Source organism: Exiguobacterium sp. s11 (assembly GCF_018619015.1).
Lineage (GTDB): Bacteria > Bacillota > Bacilli > Exiguobacteriales > Exiguobacteriaceae > Exiguobacterium_A > Exiguobacterium_A indicum.
On record NZ_JACSNF010000002.1, the window covers coordinates 405,267 to 422,230 of the forward strand.

Consider the following 16,964-nt stretch of genomic DNA (forward strand, 5'->3'; position numbering starts at 1 on the left):
AACCGGTCATCCCTCTTTTTTTCATCTATTCACTTCTTACTTGATAACGCGATAAATCGAGTTGACGGGCGGTCAGGAACTCGACCCCTTCTGCTTCAAGTGCCAGCCGTTGTTCATCGCCTTCGAGCGATAGTTTTCCGCCAGCAGCAAGGACGCGGTGCCACGGTAGACGTTCCGTCGTACTCATGCTGTGAAGAATCCGCGCTACTTGTCGTGCGCTACGCGGATGACCGGCGAGTCGAGCGACTTGCCCGTACGTCATGACCCGACCAGCAGGGATCGAACGGATGATGGTCAGGACATCTTGCGTGAACGGTGTCATGACTCGTCAGAAGCGACGACATACTGTTGAATCTTATCGTCTTCATCAAAGCCGATCGTCACATCGATGATGCCTTGTTGCAGGCGAATCTGGAGTTCGAGACGGTCCTTGATATCGTCCGCTTGTGCGATCGTCAACGTCGGGTCGACTTCAATCTCGACTTCGACGTGGAAATGATCGCCTTCCTTAATGACTTCTAGTTTACTAATGTCCTTGACGTCAGGGTCCTTCATGATTAGTCCGCCGAGACGTGCTGCCATCGTCTCATCGGCTTCACCCAGTGCACCAGCTGCGTTTTGCAGGAAGACATTCCCGACGACGTAAAACATCATCAGTCCGATGAGGATCGAAGCAATTCCTTCTGCCTGATGGAACGGTGTCACATGCGAGATGATGACGGCGAGCATCGCGACGACGCCACCAGCCGTTGCGACCAAATCTTCTAGGAACACAAGGCGTGTGGCTGGTTTCGCTTGTTTGAGTGAGCGGAAGCTGTCAAGAATCAAGCGTGGTCCTTTCGAGTCTAACTTCGCATCGTGCGCGATCTCTTGCATCGCTTTAACAAATACGCCACTCTCTAAGACGACACCGACGAACAAGACAGACAACGTAATCCAAAAGCCAGTTGATTCTGTCGGTTCGATGATGTGGGCGATCCCTTCATGAATCGTCTCGTACGCCATGATACCGACGAAGAGGATGGCACCGAGCAAGACGAGATTGACGAGACGACCGAAGCCGTTCGGGAAACGTTTCGTCGGTGCCTTTTTACTGAGGGCAGAACCGATGAAGACAAAAAATTGGTTAGCAGCGTCCCCGAGCGTATGCATCATCTCCGCGAACATTGCGACATTTCCCGTCAGGACGTAGGCAATTGCCTTGATGATGGCGATGACGGAGTTAACGATGCCTGCCGTCAGCGCCGACCGGTTTCCCCGGCGTAATAACGTAAAAAATTCTCCCATGATTGTACTCCTTTTAGTTAAGTTACATATTAGTTCATTTTATTATGTTACATCATTTTGAGAAAAACGACTATCTTCACACGAAAAAACCCACGCAAGCTGCGCGGGTTTAACTCGTCAAGACAAGTCGACTGTTTCATTGATTTCGTTCTCATCGTCTTTGCCGACGACTTTCTTCAAGACTTGTTTGACGGACTTCGTCGTGTTTCCCGTTTCCCAGTATTCAGCAGCTTCCGTGTTGACCTTGATCAAGACGACTTTCGGATCTTCGTATGTCGTTCCAAGGTATGCTTCGTAGCGTGGACTCCAGAGCTCTTTTTTTCGTTCGATGTCTTCGACGAGTTCTGCTGTCCCACGAATCGAGACGTATGATTTGTCGACGTACGCGACGTTAACGCTCGGATTCTTAAGTAGTTCTTGGTACTTGTCTGTTTCTTTTGAAGTAAGGAACCAGAGGTCGCCATCAAATTCGATATCCTGTGTCTGCATCGGACGCGATACGAGTCCTTCTGCTGAAATCGTCGTCAGCATCGCTGTTTCGATTTTATCAATCAGTTTCTTGACCGTTTCGACTGCTTCTTGATTCGTAGTATGGGTTGACATGTAACTCCACCTCATTCGTTAGATTTTTATGCTCACTTAGGCATTGTTCCCTGAATTTCAAAATGAAAACGTCCCCATGATAGAAAGAAGCAGTTTCGTTGCACCGTACAACGAGGAGGCGTACAGTGTAGGTACGCATTCGAAAGAAAAAGGAGAGACATACATGAAACTTAGTATTTTAGACCAATCCCCGGTCTCTAAAGGACAATCGCCATCTGATGCCTTACACGAAACGGTCGAGCTCGTGAAAATCGCGGACGAACTCGGCTACCATCGCCTGTGGGTATCCGAACACCACTTCGCTAAAACATTGGCTGGTTCAAGCCCGGAAGTCTTGATCGCTTACATGGCGGCAGTGACGAAACAGATTCGCCTCGGTTCAGGCGGTGTCATGCTGCCGCATTACAGTGCTTATAAAGTCGCGGAGAACTTCCGTGTCCTTGAAGGGCTTGCACCGAACCGGATCGACCTTGGACTCGGTCGGGCACCAGGCGGTATGCCGCTTGCGACACGTGCGTTGCAAGAAGGATCGTCGCCACGTTTTGGTGGAGCCGATTACGGCGAACAACTCGATGATCTCGTCGATTACTTGAAAGACGGAGCACCTGCCGGACACCGGTTCGCGGGACTCGTCGCAACACCAGAAGTCGATACGACACCAGAAGGTTGGTTGCTTGGATCAAGTGGGGGTAGTGCCTTGAACGCTGCGCAACGCGGATTCGGATTTGCCTTTGCCCACTTCATCAATGGACAAGGTGGACAAGAAGTGATGGACTACTACCGTCATAACTTCATGGCGACGTCGTTCAATGAGACACCACAAACGCTCGTCTCGATCTTCGTGACGTGTGCTGAAACGACGGAAGAAGCAGAACGGTTAGCTTCAAGCCTGGATCTGTCACTACTCCTACTTGAAAAAGGGGTCTCGTCGACAGGAACGCCAACTCCAGAAGAGGCAGCGGCGTATCCGTATACGTTCCAAGACCAATTCCGGATCGCTGAAAACCGGAAGCGGATGATCGTTGGTAACCCGGAATCCGTTGCAAAACAATTGCAAGAGCTCGCTGATTCCTACGGCACAGACGAAGTAATGATCGCTTCGATGATCGCTGACAAGGAAGCAAAACAACAATCATTGAAATTAATCATGGATGCCGTCAAAGCGACGGTCTGACCGATACGCACGTCCTTTCTCACGAAGTGAGGGAGGACGTGTTTTTTGCGTCTGCTACGGGAATGCTCTCGGATAAGATGTCATTACGAAGTCGGAGGAATCCGAATGATGCTGCACCGAATAAGCCGACTGTACCGACTCCAAGTAGCACGATGATAGATACATGATCACTGAGTAAACCAAACAATAGGGTACCGATCGGCATCATCGCCATTGCAATGGATTCCAGCACACCGATGACACGTCCGAGGTAAGCCGGATCGGTCTGTTTTTGAACGATGAGCTGCAGTGGAATGTTCATCCGTAAGACGAGCATGCCGTCGATGAACAATAGAATCATGAAAAAAGGTAATAGTAGAGCAGATGGAACATAGCCGAGTAGGGCAAGTGCAGGAAGCGCATAACAAGAGGCGATTAAAAAGAGCGACTCGAATATCGTGCGTAACGGACGTTTCACCGTAAAGCGAGGTAAGGCAAGAAGCAACGAAGCGACAAGAAGACCGGCACCGAGTGCGGACTCGACCAGTCCAAACCGAAATGGTGTGAATTGCAGTCGATCGAGCAAAATGATTGGTAACAAGATTTCGAAAGCGACAAAAAAGAAGTTCAGGACAATCGCCATCAGGACGAGTATCGTCAAGACCGGTTGACGGAACAGATAACGGTAGCCCTCTTTAAACTCCGAGACGAAAGACGGAGTATCGGTAGTAGCCAGAGGAGAGGTATCCACTGCAAGAAAGCGGAGGCGGCTATTCCACCAGGCAGCAGAAGCAAACAAGAGGAACGGTAAGATCAAGAATTGCGTGATGGAGACAGTGGCGATAAGAAATCCCGCAACGAGTGGAGCGGTGATCGTTGAGGTCGATTGAATCGTCGAGAAAAGCGCGTTTCCGCGTTGTAACTCATCTTCTTCTACGAGTCGCGGTAACGAGCTTGATAAGGTGACGGATAGGAACGTCGACAGGCTCGTCAAGAGGACACTAGCAACGATGTAATGAACGGTATGTAGAGGGTCTTGTAGCGAATAGAGCAAAAGTCCAAACAAGACGAGTGCACTTAAGCTTTCGGTCATGACGATGATTCGTTTCCGGTTCCAGCGATCAGCGAGGACACCAGCAACCGGTGAGAGTAAAATTCGTGGCACTGATCCTGCAAGCAGGACGAGCGCAAACTGAAAACCAGACGACGTTTCCCGTAAGACGGTCAGTCCAGCGACGAACGTAAAGAGACTAGCCGCAAACAATGAACAAAACTTTCCGAATAAGACACGCTTTAAATTAAATGACATCCTGTCCACTCCTTCAGAGTTAAATTTTATTGAACTTTAGTGTAGAATAAAGGAGTGGAAGAAAAATGTAAAGATAAAGTTCAATAAAATTTAACTTTTATGATAAAAGGAGTGACAAGTGTGTTAGGGGAACGTATCAAACAGATCCGAAAACAGAAAAAAATGACGCAAACGGACGTTGCGACCGGCATCATCACGAAGTCGATGCTCAGTATGGTCGAGAACGGGAAAGCGACACCGTCAGTGCCTGCACTACAGGCGATTGCTAGGCGATTACAAGTGACGGTCGAGGAATTGATGCTCGATCCGCGGGATGTTCGGATGCGGGAACTCCTTGAAACAATCCGTTCACGAGATACCTCATATCATTCGGACGAAAAAGTTCGAGAAATTCTGCATCCGTATTTAGTGCCAGAGACAAACTCTTACTGGCAAGGACAGGTCTTTCAGGAATATGGGGATGCCCTCCGAACGTCTGACCCTGAGCTTGGTTTGACATATTTCGAGAAGGCAGAGCGAGTTTTTCAACAGCTTGGTCGTCAAGATGAACAATTACTTGCCCAAATCGCAAAAGTTTACTTTTTATTCAATCTCAAACGGACGAAGGAAGCGTATGAGCTGATCGAAGCAATGGATATACCACGTGAGATTCCACTTGCACCGAAAACCTATTTAAAGCTTCAAATCCTGCGTGCGCTCCGAGCAAGTTTGTTCGATGATCACTACACAGAAGCGATCGCCTTATTGCGTGAAGGGGTTCAGTATATGCGGGAGCAAGATGTCTATTATCATGTCATTTCGTTTCAACGTTTCCTCGGATTGTTTTTATATCTAGAAGGGGAAATCGAACAATCACGGCAAGAGTTTGATCGACTGGAGCAGTTTTTTGCATTTAGTGAAACGACTGCCGTCGGACGAATCGAAGTCGATTTAACGAAAGGACTCATCGCGATTTTTGAAAACGATACAGACGGCATGCAGATGGCGTGGGAAAAACTCGTCACTGTGGCGATTGACGACGCGAAGCATTACATCGGACAACTCGAAGTCCATCTCCTTTTGAACGGCATCGAATTACCGAATCAGACGCTGCAGCAGAGCGTCGATAAGATATGGGAGATGCAAGATGCGTGGCTTGCCGCGAGTGGATTCGACCAAGCGATGATGCTACAGACGCTCGTACTAGCGATGCAACGAGGGATTGGTCAGGAACGGCTGGAGGATGTCATTCGATTGAAGGATGATCTTCAAAGCGAACGACTCAAAGGCGATCTTGAGCGAGAGATACAAGCATTGGTTAAGGTTCAATGACAAAAAAACAGGCATGAGGCGAGTGCGCTTCATGCCTGTTCGTGTAAGGATGTCGTTCTTCTGAAAATCAATAAGACGCAAGCGGCGACGGAAACGATCAAGTGACCGATATAGACGTCTCCCGTCTGGATATAATGCAAGAGCATCGAGCCACCAAAAATCAATAAGGCAAGAAAGAGAAGCCGAACATACAGTGTTTTGTAAGACATGCAGACACATCCTTTCCATATCCAGTATATCCCAAAGTGAAGTGGTAAGACAAAAAACATCCACCCCGAGGGATGGATGAGGAAAGTTTAAAGTGATTTAAAGCCTAATAGTTTTTGCGTCCAGTAACGTTCCGATACACGGCTGATACCTAAAGCAGGTTCATTTGCATGAATGAACTGATCGTTGTTCAGCATGATGCCAATATGTGTCGGACCAGCGGCATAGGTGTTTTCGAAGAAGATGATATCGCCACGCTTCGGTTGACGTAATTTTGATAACTTCGCTCCGAGATACCGATCATCGTTCCAGTAACCGTTGACGTTCGTCCGTCCGACAGCATAGCCAGCGGCATTCAACGTGTAATTCACAAAACCAGAGCAATCGAATCCACCATTGACGGGGCTACTTGATCCCCAGACGTATGGTGTACCAAGATATTGTTGCCCAATCGAGATCGCACGTTCCATCAATGTCGAACCAGGTACGGTCGTCACAGGAGGTGGTGGCGTGACCGGAGGCGTCGTCGTGACGGATCCCGTCGTGATGTAACTCTTCGCAACATAGTAGAGACCCGTTCCAATCTTGATCTGGTACCAGCCGCTATCTTTTCCTGTCGTTTCACCTGTGACATTGACCGTTGAGCCGTGTCCGACTTGCGTGAAGACTTTAGAAGACGTCGAAGGCAATGTGCGGACGTTCAGCCCGGTTGGGGCATTGACGCGATACGTCTTCGAAGCATCAACCGGCGTCACAGAGACTCCGGGAGTCGTTGGTGTTGTTGGTGGCGAAGCTTTTGTTGAAGCTTTGACATAAGTTGAAGCAACATACGCTTCTTTTCCGTCGAGCTTGACTTGATACCACGAATCAACGGCACCTGTGACATCGAGTACTGTCTGATGGGGTAATGTCTTGTAAATTTTTGCGTTCGTTGCTGCAGCAGTCCGTGCGTTCAAGCCTTCCTTCGCATTAACCGTGTAGATCTTCGAGCGATCGACCGCTTTAATGACGTTCTTGACGGGTGTCGTCGTAGCAGGTTTTGACGTAGACGTTACTTTCACTGTCTTTTTATCAACTAATGATGCATGGATAAAAGCTACTTGCTTCTTATACGTGATTTGATACCAATCACCGGATTTTTTCGTAACAGTCAGAACGCTATTTTTTGCCAGTTTTCCGAGTGATTTCGAACTCGTCGTTGCTTGTTGGCGGACGTTGACAGCATCGGTGTTCGTTATGTAGGTCGTCGTTGTCGTAGTCTTTACTGTCGTCGCCTTGACGTATGCTGAAGTGATGAAGGCTGGTTTTGACTGGTAACGGATTTCGTACCAGCTGTTGACCTTCTTGACTGCTGTCAGCTTCGTTCCTTTTTTCAGTGTCGTGATGACCTTCGCGGAAGTCGAGGCAGCCGAGCGAATGTTGACGTTATCCGTCAATGTTAAGGTCGTTGACGCAGCAGAGACCGGTCCAGTTGAACTGATCAAGGCGATCGTCGTAAGAGCGAGAAATGTCTTCTTCACGTGACGTAGCTCCTTCCAAATAGATAGGTAAAAATCGTTGTTACCATTTTGTCATAAAAAGTGCTAATTCCCCTGATTTTAAAATATATTTTTGTTCTAAAAAACTACGCGGTTGTTTTAATAAAAAAATGAATAGCTCGATACAGTATTTTCAAAAAAGTTCGAGTACACTAGAAGTACTCGGAAGGAGGCTACACATGTTACGCCGTTTTTATCAATATTATATCCCGCATAAACGTTTATTTTGGCTTGATTTCATATCTGCCTTATTCGTCGGGGTTTTAGAACTTGCTTTTCCACTCGCTGTCCAGTGGTTCATCGACTCCTTGTTGCCAAACGGTGAGATGAACTGGATCATCCTCGTCAGCGTCGGATTATTAGCACTCTACATCATCAGCACGTTGATGCAGTTCGTCGTCAACTATTTTGGACATAAGCTCGGGATCAATATCGAGACCGATATGCGTCGTCAACTGTTCAGCCATGTGCAGAAACAGTCGTTCCGCTTCTTCGATAATACGAAGACCGGTCATATCATGAGTCGGATCACGAATGATTTGTTTGATATCGGGGAACTTGCCCATCACGGTCCGGAAGATGCCTTCATTGCCGTCATGACATTGCTTGGTGCGTTCTCGATCATGTTGACGATCAACGTACCACTCGCGCTCGTGACGATCATTGCGGTACCGTTTTTGATCTGGCTGATTAGTTATGCGAACGTCCGGATGAATAAATCGTGGGACCGGATGTATGGTAACATCGCGGAAGTCAATTCGCGCGTCGAGGACAGTGTCTCTGGTGTCCGTGTCGTCCAGTCATTCACGAACGAAGCTTACGAAATCGAGCGTTTTGAAAAAGACAACGCGACGTTCCGGCAGTCGAAGATCAATGCCTACAAGGTCATGAGTAAGAGTCTATCCGGCATCTACTTGACGACCCGTTTGATGACGCTTGCCGTCTTAGTCGTCGGTGCCTACTTGACGTATCGCGAAGCTTTAACGGCAGGGGAACTCGTCGGATTCATTCTTTATATGAACATACTGCTGAAGCCAATCGACAAAATCACCGCATTACTTGAGATGTATCCAAAAGGGATGGCTGGCTTCAAACGCTTCCTCTCGATGATTGATGAGGATGCATCGATTCCGGATGCGCCAGACGCACTCGTCGTTGATCGGTTGAACGGTGGCATCACATTCAAGGATGTGGCGTTCGGTTATGAAGCCGATCGTCTCATTCTAGAGAATATCAATCTGACGGTCGAACCGGGTCAGACAGTCGCGTTCGTCGGAACATCAGGGGCAGGGAAGACGACGATCTGTTCGTTGATTCCACGTTTTTACGATGTTCTAGATGGCGCAATCACGATTGACGGAATCGATATCCGGCAGATGACGAAGGAGTCTCTGCGACAACAAATCGGGATCGTCCAGCAGGATGTCTTCTTGTTCTCAGGGACGATCGCTGAAAATATCGCCTACGGTGACCTGAATGCGACGCACGAAGACATCGTGCAAGCGGCGGAACGTGCCCATCTCGGTCCGATGATCGCGGATCTTCCGGATGGGTATGCGACACAAATCGGCGAACGGGGACTCAAGTTATCGGGTGGGCAAAAGCAACGACTTGCCATTGCACGGATGTTCCTTAAGAACCCGCCGATTTTGATTCTCGATGAAGCGACGTCTGCGCTCGACACGGAAACGGAAGCACTGATCCAAGAATCGCTCGCCGAGTTGTCCGAGAACCGGACGACGCTCGTCATTGCCCATCGTTTAGCGACGATCCGGAATGCGGATAAGATTTTCGTCGTTACGAAGGACGGCATCGTCGAAGAAGGCTCGCATGACGAACTGATGAATCAAGGTGGTTATTTCTCCCGGTTGTTAGAGAGACAACGAGTTTGAATCGATTTGAAAGATTGGAAAGCAATGGACATGTTCCGTTGCTTTTTTTGTTCGTTCAAAAATAAGATTGTGTATGCTAATTTTAGGGAAAACGATTTATAGAAAAGAAGGCGAGGTGGAAGGATGTACGGTCAATTCTGTGAGAACTATGATGAGAGTTATCCCGTCTTGCGGGAAGAGACGTCACATGATTTCCATCGTTTTTTTGCACTGTCTTACACGATTCATGATACTGTCTTTGAACAAACTGTATATGAAAGACTAATGCGGACAATCAAACACAAGACATCGCGTTTTTCAGCGCTTCGGAGCCGTTATACGCCGTTACTTGTCGCCCATGTTCAATTGAATAGCACGGATCCCGATGTTCTCATCGAAGAGATCATCGTTGCGGAAAAGAAGATTAAACATCGCCTGATTCGTGATAAAGGGGTTCGTCCATTTTTTGCGCTCAACGAAGTATTAAATCGACGTCAAGGAATCGATGCCTTTCCCTATATGGAACGGCTGCACGCGACACGACCTCATCTAAATGCAGCAAAGCAGTACGTCGTGACATCGACATTGCTTGAACAGCAGCCATTACCAGAAGAATTTCTAGAGCGGGTCAATACATCGGAAGAGTGGCTCGCGCAATTCATGGAACGAACGAGTGAACGTGTCATTACGGCGCAAATCTTAGCGGCGCATCCAGATCCTTCAGCGCAACAGGAACGAATCATTGCGTGGCGGGAACTGTTAGAGCGGAGAGAGATCATCATCTGGAATCGTTTAATGCCGATTCTTGCGTTACTCCCTACAATGGAACGTGTCGACTGGATTTATGTGACCCGGATCGTCGACCGGGAGCGGGCACGGAATCGATTTTCAGACGAGGTCAACTGGTTGATTGCCTTTCATTTGTTGCTCGCTAAAACAGGTGTGACACGAGTTCAAGCCACGTTGTTATTGCTGGCTGCACTAGAGTTGACGAAAAAACCGTAAAATGAAAAACGAACGAGGAGTGGCGCGCGCCATTCCTCGTTCGTTTGGTTTAGTGACTTAATCGAACGTCGTAAACGTCGCATGTCGTTCGACCGGATACAGTTCCGTACCGGCGACAGCGTTCAAGATCAACTGGTTCCGCGAGACGGACATACCAAGATTATCCGCAGCCGGGCCGTGTGATAATTCTAAATTAGCGGTTGCGTATATATGGTGGGCTGTCTCGACCGAACGCACGATTTGGTAGTCAGCATCGACTTTCCAGGCATTCGGTGCTTCGAATACGATATCAAGTCGGTCGATGAAGCTCGGAAGGGATGGCGAAAAACCAGTTGCCGCAATGACGGCATCTGTTACGGACATACGTTCATCCTCAAGTTCTTGATGTTGCATCGCAATCGTGAACCGCTCATCGTACGTAATCTCTTTTACTTCAAGATTCGCACGGATCGCGACCTGTCGTTGTTCCTCTTCCGTCAAATCATAGAGATGGGCATAGATTGATTGAAGTGTCTCCGGACTAATACCGTTCTGAGAGCGGGCAAACTTCTTGACCGATTCTTGACGTACTTCGAGTGGAAGCTGGTTGAAGTACGTGACGTAGCTCGGTGAAAAAATTTCTTCGCCGAGTTTGCCGGTCTCAAGTGTCTCAAACAGTGTCGAACGCGCGATCCACTCGAGTTCCGGACGCTCTGGAGCAGGCGTCGTCAAGAGATCAAGGAAAATCTCGGCGGCACTTTGACCGGAGCCGACGATACTGATTTTGTTGCGCTGAAGTAAATTTGCCTTGTTCATGACATATTGCGTATTGTGGATGACGCGTTCGTCAAACGTATCCGGGATGGCGGGTTTTGAACCAGTGCCGATGACGACGTTTCGTGCTTCGAACGTTTCGCGTTTACCGGTCGAGACATCTTCGACGAGGACTTCAAAACTATCACCGGTGTCTTGCACGTCGATGACACGTGTCGAAAAGCGGAGATCTTCAAGTTGTGTTGCGACCCAACGTAAGTAATCGTTGTAACCTTGTCTTGAAATCAGAAGTTTTTCATAGAAGTAAAACGTGTGGAGACGGTGAATCGATCGTAAGTAATTGAGATAGGAAAACGAACTTGTCGGATCGGCGAGTGTGACGAGATCGGAGATGAAGCTCGTCTGCATCATCGAGTCCTGGATCATCATGCCGGGATGCCATGAAAATTGTTCGCTTTCGTCAAAAAATAACGTCTTTAAATCTGTCGGATGCGCAAGTGCGCTCAATCCTAAATTCATCGGACCAATGCCAATGCCGATTAAGTCATACATAGAAAAAGCCTCCCAATTCGATATTGTTCTAAAACAATACCCGAAAAGGAAGGCGGACGAAACGTCAGGCTGAAGCTTTACAGCTGGTCGGTCGTCGTTGTTTTGGTTTCGACCGTCATCGTTTTCCCATCACGGATGATCGTCAAGGAGAGCGGTCCATCTGATTTGATCAGTGCCGTTTTGATGTCAACGAATGCTTTGATTTCGGAGTCATTGATTTTCGTGATGACATCACCTGTTTTCAGTTTAGCCGCAGCAGCTGGACTGTTCGGTTCGACTGACATGACGACGACACCTGTTTTTTGACTGTCTGGTAGTTTGACTTGATCTTTAAGATAACCGGCAGGGAACGCCGCAACGTCTTGTAAGGACACACCGAGCGTCGGATGCTCAACTTTACCGTTTGTTTCAAGCTGTTTGAGGATTGGTAATGCATCATCGATCGGGATACTGAAGCCGACGCCTTCAACACCAGACTCAGCGATTTTCATCGAGTTGATTCCGACGAGTTGTCCTTGTTCATTGATCAAGGCACCCCCTGAGTTACCAGGGTTGATTGCGGCATCCGTTTGAATGACTGTCGTATTGAAGTCGTCTTGTCCATCACTGTTCGTATCGACCGGTACGGTCCGGTCTTTCGAACTGACGATTCCGCGTGTGACGGAGTTTTGGAACTCACCGAGCGGGTTACCGATTGCAAGGACCGTTTGTCCGGCTTTTAAGTCCGCTGATTTCCCGAGTGTGATGACGCCCGGAACATCGCTTGCGTCAACTTCAAGCACAGCTAAGTCATAGGTTTCGTCGCTACCAAGCAACTTGGCTGAGAGCGTCTTGCCGTCATTCAACGTTACATCGAGTTTTGATGCCCCATCGACGACGTGATGGTTCGTAATGATGTATGCTTTGCCATCCTCTTTCTTATAGATGACACCGGACCCTGAACCAGCCGCTGCTTCTTGTTGCGACATCGAGTTGCCCGTTTGATAGTTCGTTACGGTCACGACTGATTTTTGAGCCGTGGCGACTGCGTTCGTCACCGGATCATTCGTCGTCGTTGAGACTTGTTTGGGCATACCATTTGATAGTGGTGTATCAGCGACTTGCTGTTCTTGATCGAGTAGGATCGGAAAGGCAACCGTAGCCGTCAAGACCGCGCCGATGATGCCTCCAGTCAATCCAGGTAAAAGTGCTTTCGTTTTTCCAGCCATAAGTCATCATTCCTCTCTGTATGATTTCTGATTTCATCATAGCAAATGAAACAACCTCTTCACTGATTACGGGAGACATTCCGAAATGACTCATCATTCCCCATAATTCGACGACAATTTCTAAAAGTTGAGATAATCAGGTCAGTTCGATACACTGAAGCTGTCTCGAACATATATTTCATTAACAGAAAGAGAGTGTGGAACATAATGCTATTGCGTCTAGTCTATGGAGCAGGATTACTGTTTGCGGGAGTTGGTCATTTCCGCAATGAAAAAGGGTTCGTCAGCATCATGCCGTCGTTCATTCCGTTCAAGCGCTTCTTCGTCCAAGTGACAGGGGTCATCGAAATCGCTTACGGTGTCATGTTGTTGACAGGAAAAGGGGTGCACCTCGTCCGTAAGACGCTTCCTGCCTTCTTATATGCAGTCTTACCCGCAAACGTCAACATGGCAGTCAATCCGAAGCCGATTAATGGAAAACGTCTTCCGTCTTGGTTGCTTTGGACACGGTTGCCGCTCCAATGGGGACTCGTCTCTCTTGCGAAACGCCTGAAATGAATCGGAACAAAAAGCCGCCAAATTGGCGGCTTTTATTGTTAGAAACGTTTGTTGACAGCAAGTAAGGAAGCTTTTGCAATCTCTTCGTAGGTAGAATCGTTCGGGTGGAATTGGTCACTCGATAAATCACGTTTGACGTCACGCACGAGATTAAACGTGTCGATGATCTCGACATCGTACTCGATACCGAGCGTCCGTGATTTTGCGTTCCAATCTTGGACGATGGCATCGAATGCTTCACCGTTTTCCGTCGCGCGGAAAGGATTATAGAGCCCGACGTAGAAGATGACAGCATCCGGATTTTGTTCTCGTAGGATACTGAACGTCTTTTTCAAGTTCGCTTGTGCCGTCGTGACGGTTTCGGCTGTCTTCTTCGCATTGAAGTTTGCGACGCCTTCACCACGGTTGAATAAGTCATTTCCGCCAATCGTCACCGAGATGACTTTTGCTTGTTTGATTGAGCGTAAGACTTCTTTTTGTTCTAGTTGTTTCAGTAAATCTTCCGTCCGGGCACCACTGACGGCAAGATTCTGGAAGCGCTCGACAGTGTTATCTTTGACAAGATCGCGTCCGACGATTGCAGCGTAACTATTGCCGTTTGATGCTCCGACACCACGTGTCAAGGAATCACCAAGCGCGACGTACGTCCCGCCTTTTTTGACAGGCTCTTCCTTCGTAGGTGTCAAGACGGCACGTTTTGGTGGGTTGACGACGTCACTATAGGCACTGACGAAGCCGTATCCAAAGATTGCCGTCAAAACGAGTGAGACGGTTAAAAACAGGGGCCAGCGTAATCGCTTCATGAACGTTCCTCCTTCTAGGTTCTAACCTGATTGTAGCAAAAGTTGAAAGAATGTGCGGAAATGAAGTGTTCTGACAAGTCAAATGATTCATTATTCCGCTAGAATAGACAATAAGAGGTGAGAGACGTGAAACCAACAGTGAAATTAGAAGGTGTAACAAAGGTGATCGGAAAAAAGACGATCATTGATAATATCTCGTTTGAGATCCAACCAGGTGAAGTCTTTGGCTTCCTTGGACCGAACGGGGCAGGAAAAACGACGACGATCCGGATGCTCGTCGGCTTGATCAAACCGACGTCCGGTAAAATCACGGTCTGTGACTTCGACGTCCGCAAACAGTTCGTCCAAGCGATGGAGCGGATTGGCTCGATCGTTGAAAATCCAGAGTTGTATAAGTATTTAACGGGTCGCGAAAATCTACAAGTCTTTGCCCGGATGTTACCGAATGTCGATGAGGCTCGGATTCAGGAAGTCATCGATCTCGTCGATTTGACGGCGCGTGTTGATGATCAAGTCCGGACATACTCGCTCGGGATGCGGCAGCGTCTCGGCATCGCACAAGCATTACTCGGACGACCAAGCGTCTTGATTCTCGACGAACCGACGAATGGTCTCGATCCGATGGGGATTCGGGATTTACGTCAATTCATCCGCCGGCTCGTCGAGGAAACGGGACTGTCGGTCCTCGTCTCGAGTCATATCTTGGCTGAGATCGAAATGCTTGCCGATCGAGTTGCAATCATGAGTTATGGCAAAATCGTTCAAGTCGGAACGGTCAAGGAACTGGTCGAGTCGCTCGCACCAGGCGTTGACTGGCGTGTCGATGATGCCTTTAAGGCGAATGAGATTTTATCAGCATCCGATTTAGTCCAAGTGTCCGAAGTCGTCGATGCGAACACGGTTCATACTTTGATGGATGCAAGCAAGACACCAGCGCTCAATAAGCAGCTGCTCGAAGCAGGGGTCGAAGTCTGGACGATTGAACGGAAGGTCCAAACGCTCGAAGATCTATTCATCACGTTAACGGGAGGCGATCACATTGCGTAATCCGAACATGATCGGTCTCGTACGAAATGAAGTGACGAAAATTGCTTCGAAACGTCGTTTTGCCGTCGTTGCGATCATTCTCGTCGTTCTTGTCTCGATGTTTACGTACGCACAGTACCGAGACATCCAAGAACAAATCAAAAAGCAGGGAACGCTCGATTGGCGGGTTGAGTTACAACAAGACATCGTCGACACGCAGAACCGTCTTGCTTCTAGCAGTATTCAAGATGAGTTCCGTCAGTTCCTTGAGTTTGACCTCAAACAAAATCAATACTATCTCGATAACGACATCAACCCGAACTATCCGGGAGCCCCGACGTTCATCCGGATCTTCTTCTCGCAAGGATTGACGCTGATCTTACCGCTGTTCATCATCGTCATCATTGCGGATATCGTCAGTGGGGAGCAAAATGATGGAACGATCAAGACGCTCCTGTCGCGACCAGTCCGGCGCTGGAAAATCCTGATGGCGAAATGGTTGACGGTGTTACTCTATACGTCGATGTTGATGGCATTGACCGTTGCCGTCTGTTACGCGATATCCGGGATCGTCCTCGGCTATGACGGCTGGACCGCACCGATCTTGACCGGTTTCCAAGCCTCACCGAGCGGTACGTTCTCGACCGAGTTCGTGCATACGTTACCGATGTGGGAGTACCTCTTGATGGCAGTCGGTCTAGCGTGGATCGTCACAGCCGTTGTCGGAACGATCGCCTTGATGGTCTCTGTTCTCGTCAAAAACACAGCGACAGGGATCGGGATCATGATGGCAGTCTTGATTTCCGGTACGTTACTGACGACGCTTGGTTCAAGTTGGACGAGCTCGAAATATCTCGTCAACGTCAATTTCGGACTGATCAACTATCTCGATGGACAAGCACCACCAATCGAAGGAATGACGCTTCCGTTCTCACTTGCTGTCCTCGGTTGTTGGACGGTCGCGGCGCTAATCGTTGCGTTTTGGAACTTCACACAAAAAGATATGTATTAAGACGAACGGGTCCACCTATAGAGGGGGACCCGTTTTTCATGGATGAAGCGACAAACGATCGTATGTCTCGATTATTTTTTGATACTGAAGTTGTGTCGATAACGAAGCATCTACTATCAGAATCGGGGAAATCGACTGGTCCATCTGATACTGGTGTTCTGCGAACGTACCGATCATCGATGGATCCGTCGCCGTGTGATACGTCCGGCACCAGTCAAGGAATTCATTGGAGCCTGTAAAATCTGGGTATCGTGCTTTTTCTCGCGCGATGAGACGTTCCATCCGAACCGATTCGTCGAGCGACAGGAAGACAAGCAAGTCCCGATTGATGAAACCATCCGGATGCCAAGCGAAGACAGAGCCGGAGACGATGTAATCGTTGTAAGACATAAGATCTGCTTCATACATGGAAAATCGTTCGGAGACGTCTCGCTTTTCAGTGAACGTCGTATCTGTCCAAAGATAATGGTCGGTATCAATCCAGGGAATCTGTTCAGCTTGTCCGATGAAGGCGCCCAGTGTACTTTTTCCGGTACCTGATCCACCAATGATTTGAATACGCACGACAATCGGCTCCTTTCGAAATAATGTACCGGCACGCAGAACAGGCCCGGGCATGATGCCGGACCTGTCGCTTGGAAGAACGAATTCTCCCTATGTCGCCTCGTGCAAGCACAAGACATGGAATCGAGAGGCAGTGCCTCTAATAGGAAGCCGATGCAGGTCAGCCTCCGCGCTACGTACCAATCGTACTTTTATCATACTGAT

Annotated in this window: 17 protein-coding genes; 7 read left to right on the forward strand and 10 right to left on the reverse strand. The window is 48.4% G+C overall.

What is annotated here, in order from left to right:
* Positions 1 to 25: 25 nt before the first annotated feature.
* The 3 genes from KNQ12_RS09690 to KNQ12_RS09700 all read right to left on the reverse strand — a co-directional run bounded on the left by KNQ12_RS09690 (position 26) and on the right by KNQ12_RS09700 (position 1,890).
* Complete coding sequence (locus tag KNQ12_RS09690) at positions 26 to 322, reverse strand: MGMT family protein (RefSeq protein ID WP_214747821.1); 297 nt, start codon at positions 320 to 322, stop codon at positions 26 to 28.
* On the reverse strand, positions 319 to 1,287 hold the full coding sequence (locus tag KNQ12_RS09695) for a cation diffusion facilitator family transporter (RefSeq protein WP_214747824.1): 969 nt from the start codon (positions 1,285 to 1,287) through the stop codon (positions 319 to 321). Before KNQ12_RS09695 ends, KNQ12_RS09690 begins: the two co-directional genes overlap by 4 nt.
* Before the next feature lie 117 nt (positions 1,288 to 1,404).
* Positions 1,405 to 1,890 (reverse strand): pyridoxamine 5'-phosphate oxidase family protein, encoded by a 486-nt coding sequence (locus KNQ12_RS09700; protein WP_214747827.1) that lies wholly within the window; start codon positions 1,888 to 1,890, stop codon positions 1,405 to 1,407.
* 163 nt (positions 1,891 to 2,053) lie between these two features.
* Here KNQ12_RS09700 and KNQ12_RS09705 point away from each other — a divergent pair, with 163 nt between their 5' ends.
* On the forward strand, positions 2,054 to 3,064 hold the full coding sequence (locus tag KNQ12_RS09705; RefSeq protein ID WP_214747830.1) for an LLM class flavin-dependent oxidoreductase: 1,011 nt from the start codon (positions 2,054 to 2,056) through the stop codon (positions 3,062 to 3,064).
* 19 nt (positions 3,065 to 3,083) lie between these two features.
* Here the strand turns inward: KNQ12_RS09705 and KNQ12_RS09710 are convergent, their stop codons facing one another.
* Complete coding sequence (locus KNQ12_RS09710) at positions 3,084 to 4,352, reverse strand: MFS transporter (protein WP_214747833.1); 1,269 nt, start codon at positions 4,350 to 4,352, stop codon at positions 3,084 to 3,086.
* A gap of 120 nt (positions 4,353 to 4,472) precedes the next feature.
* Here KNQ12_RS09710 and KNQ12_RS09715 point away from each other — a divergent pair, with 120 nt between their 5' ends.
* On the forward strand, positions 4,473 to 5,663 hold the full coding sequence (locus KNQ12_RS09715; protein WP_055967153.1) for a helix-turn-helix domain-containing protein: 1,191 nt from the start codon (positions 4,473 to 4,475) through the stop codon (positions 5,661 to 5,663).
* 29 nt (positions 5,664 to 5,692) lie between these two features.
* Here the strand turns inward: KNQ12_RS09715 and KNQ12_RS09720 are convergent, their stop codons facing one another.
* Both KNQ12_RS09720 and KNQ12_RS09725 read right to left on the reverse strand, forming a co-directional pair.
* Positions 5,693 to 5,872 (reverse strand): hypothetical protein, encoded by a 180-nt coding sequence (locus KNQ12_RS09720; protein WP_023467740.1) that lies wholly within the window; start codon positions 5,870 to 5,872, stop codon positions 5,693 to 5,695.
* 87 nt (positions 5,873 to 5,959) lie between these two features.
* Positions 5,960 to 7,390 (reverse strand): C40 family peptidase, encoded by a 1,431-nt coding sequence (locus KNQ12_RS09725; RefSeq protein WP_055967156.1) that lies wholly within the window; start codon positions 7,388 to 7,390, stop codon positions 5,960 to 5,962.
* Positions 7,391 to 7,587: 197 nt separating this feature from the next.
* Here KNQ12_RS09725 and KNQ12_RS09730 point away from each other — a divergent pair, with 197 nt between their 5' ends.
* Both KNQ12_RS09730 and KNQ12_RS09735 read left to right on the forward strand, forming a co-directional pair.
* The gene (locus KNQ12_RS09730; protein ID WP_023467742.1) at positions 7,588 to 9,300 is read left to right on the forward strand and encodes an ABC transporter ATP-binding protein; all 1,713 of its coding nucleotides are present in this window, start codon (positions 7,588 to 7,590) and stop codon (positions 9,298 to 9,300) included.
* A gap of 123 nt (positions 9,301 to 9,423) precedes the next feature.
* On the forward strand, positions 9,424 to 10,284 hold the full coding sequence (locus KNQ12_RS09735; protein ID WP_214747836.1) for a DUF4003 family protein: 861 nt from the start codon (positions 9,424 to 9,426) through the stop codon (positions 10,282 to 10,284).
* 57 nt (positions 10,285 to 10,341) lie between these two features.
* On the opposite strand, the gene KNQ12_RS09740 is transcribed toward KNQ12_RS09735, so the two are convergent.
* Positions 10,342 to 11,589, reverse strand: coding sequence for a lysine N(6)-hydroxylase/L-ornithine N(5)-oxygenase family protein (locus KNQ12_RS09740; protein WP_214747839.1), 1,248 nt, complete (start codon positions 11,587 to 11,589; stop codon positions 10,342 to 10,344).
* Positions 11,590 to 11,666: 77 nt separating this feature from the next.
* On the reverse strand, positions 11,667 to 12,797 hold the full coding sequence (locus KNQ12_RS09745; protein ID WP_214724554.1) for a S1C family serine protease: 1,131 nt from the start codon (positions 12,795 to 12,797) through the stop codon (positions 11,667 to 11,669).
* Between the two features lie 207 nt (positions 12,798 to 13,004).
* On the opposite strand from KNQ12_RS09745, the gene KNQ12_RS09750 reads away from it, so the two are divergent.
* Positions 13,005 to 13,355: a DoxX family protein gene (locus KNQ12_RS09750; RefSeq protein ID WP_029341233.1), complete on the forward strand. Its 351-nt coding sequence runs from the start codon at positions 13,005 to 13,007 to the stop codon at positions 13,353 to 13,355.
* Between the two features lie 38 nt (positions 13,356 to 13,393).
* Here KNQ12_RS09750 and KNQ12_RS09755 read toward each other — a convergent pair whose 3' ends face one another.
* On the reverse strand, positions 13,394 to 14,158 hold the full coding sequence (locus KNQ12_RS09755) for an SGNH/GDSL hydrolase family protein (RefSeq protein WP_023467747.1): 765 nt from the start codon (positions 14,156 to 14,158) through the stop codon (positions 13,394 to 13,396).
* 126 nt (positions 14,159 to 14,284) lie between these two features.
* Here KNQ12_RS09755 and KNQ12_RS09760 point away from each other — a divergent pair, with 126 nt between their 5' ends.
* Both KNQ12_RS09760 and KNQ12_RS09765 read left to right on the forward strand, forming a co-directional pair.
* Positions 14,285 to 15,205, forward strand: a complete 921-nt coding sequence (locus KNQ12_RS09760) for an ABC transporter ATP-binding protein (RefSeq protein WP_023467748.1) — start codon at positions 14,285 to 14,287, stop codon at positions 15,203 to 15,205.
* The gene (locus tag KNQ12_RS09765) at positions 15,198 to 16,196 is read left to right on the forward strand and encodes an ABC transporter permease (RefSeq protein WP_214747842.1); all 999 of its coding nucleotides are present in this window, start codon (positions 15,198 to 15,200) and stop codon (positions 16,194 to 16,196) included. The genes KNQ12_RS09760 and KNQ12_RS09765 overlap by 8 nt, the downstream gene beginning before the upstream one ends.
* 36 nt (positions 16,197 to 16,232) lie before the next feature.
* Here KNQ12_RS09765 and KNQ12_RS09770 read toward each other — a convergent pair whose 3' ends face one another.
* Entirely contained in the window at positions 16,233 to 16,760 is a 528-nt protein-coding gene (locus tag KNQ12_RS09770; RefSeq protein WP_023467750.1) for a P-loop NTPase family protein, read from the reverse strand.
* Positions 16,761 to 16,964: the final 204 nt, after the last annotated feature.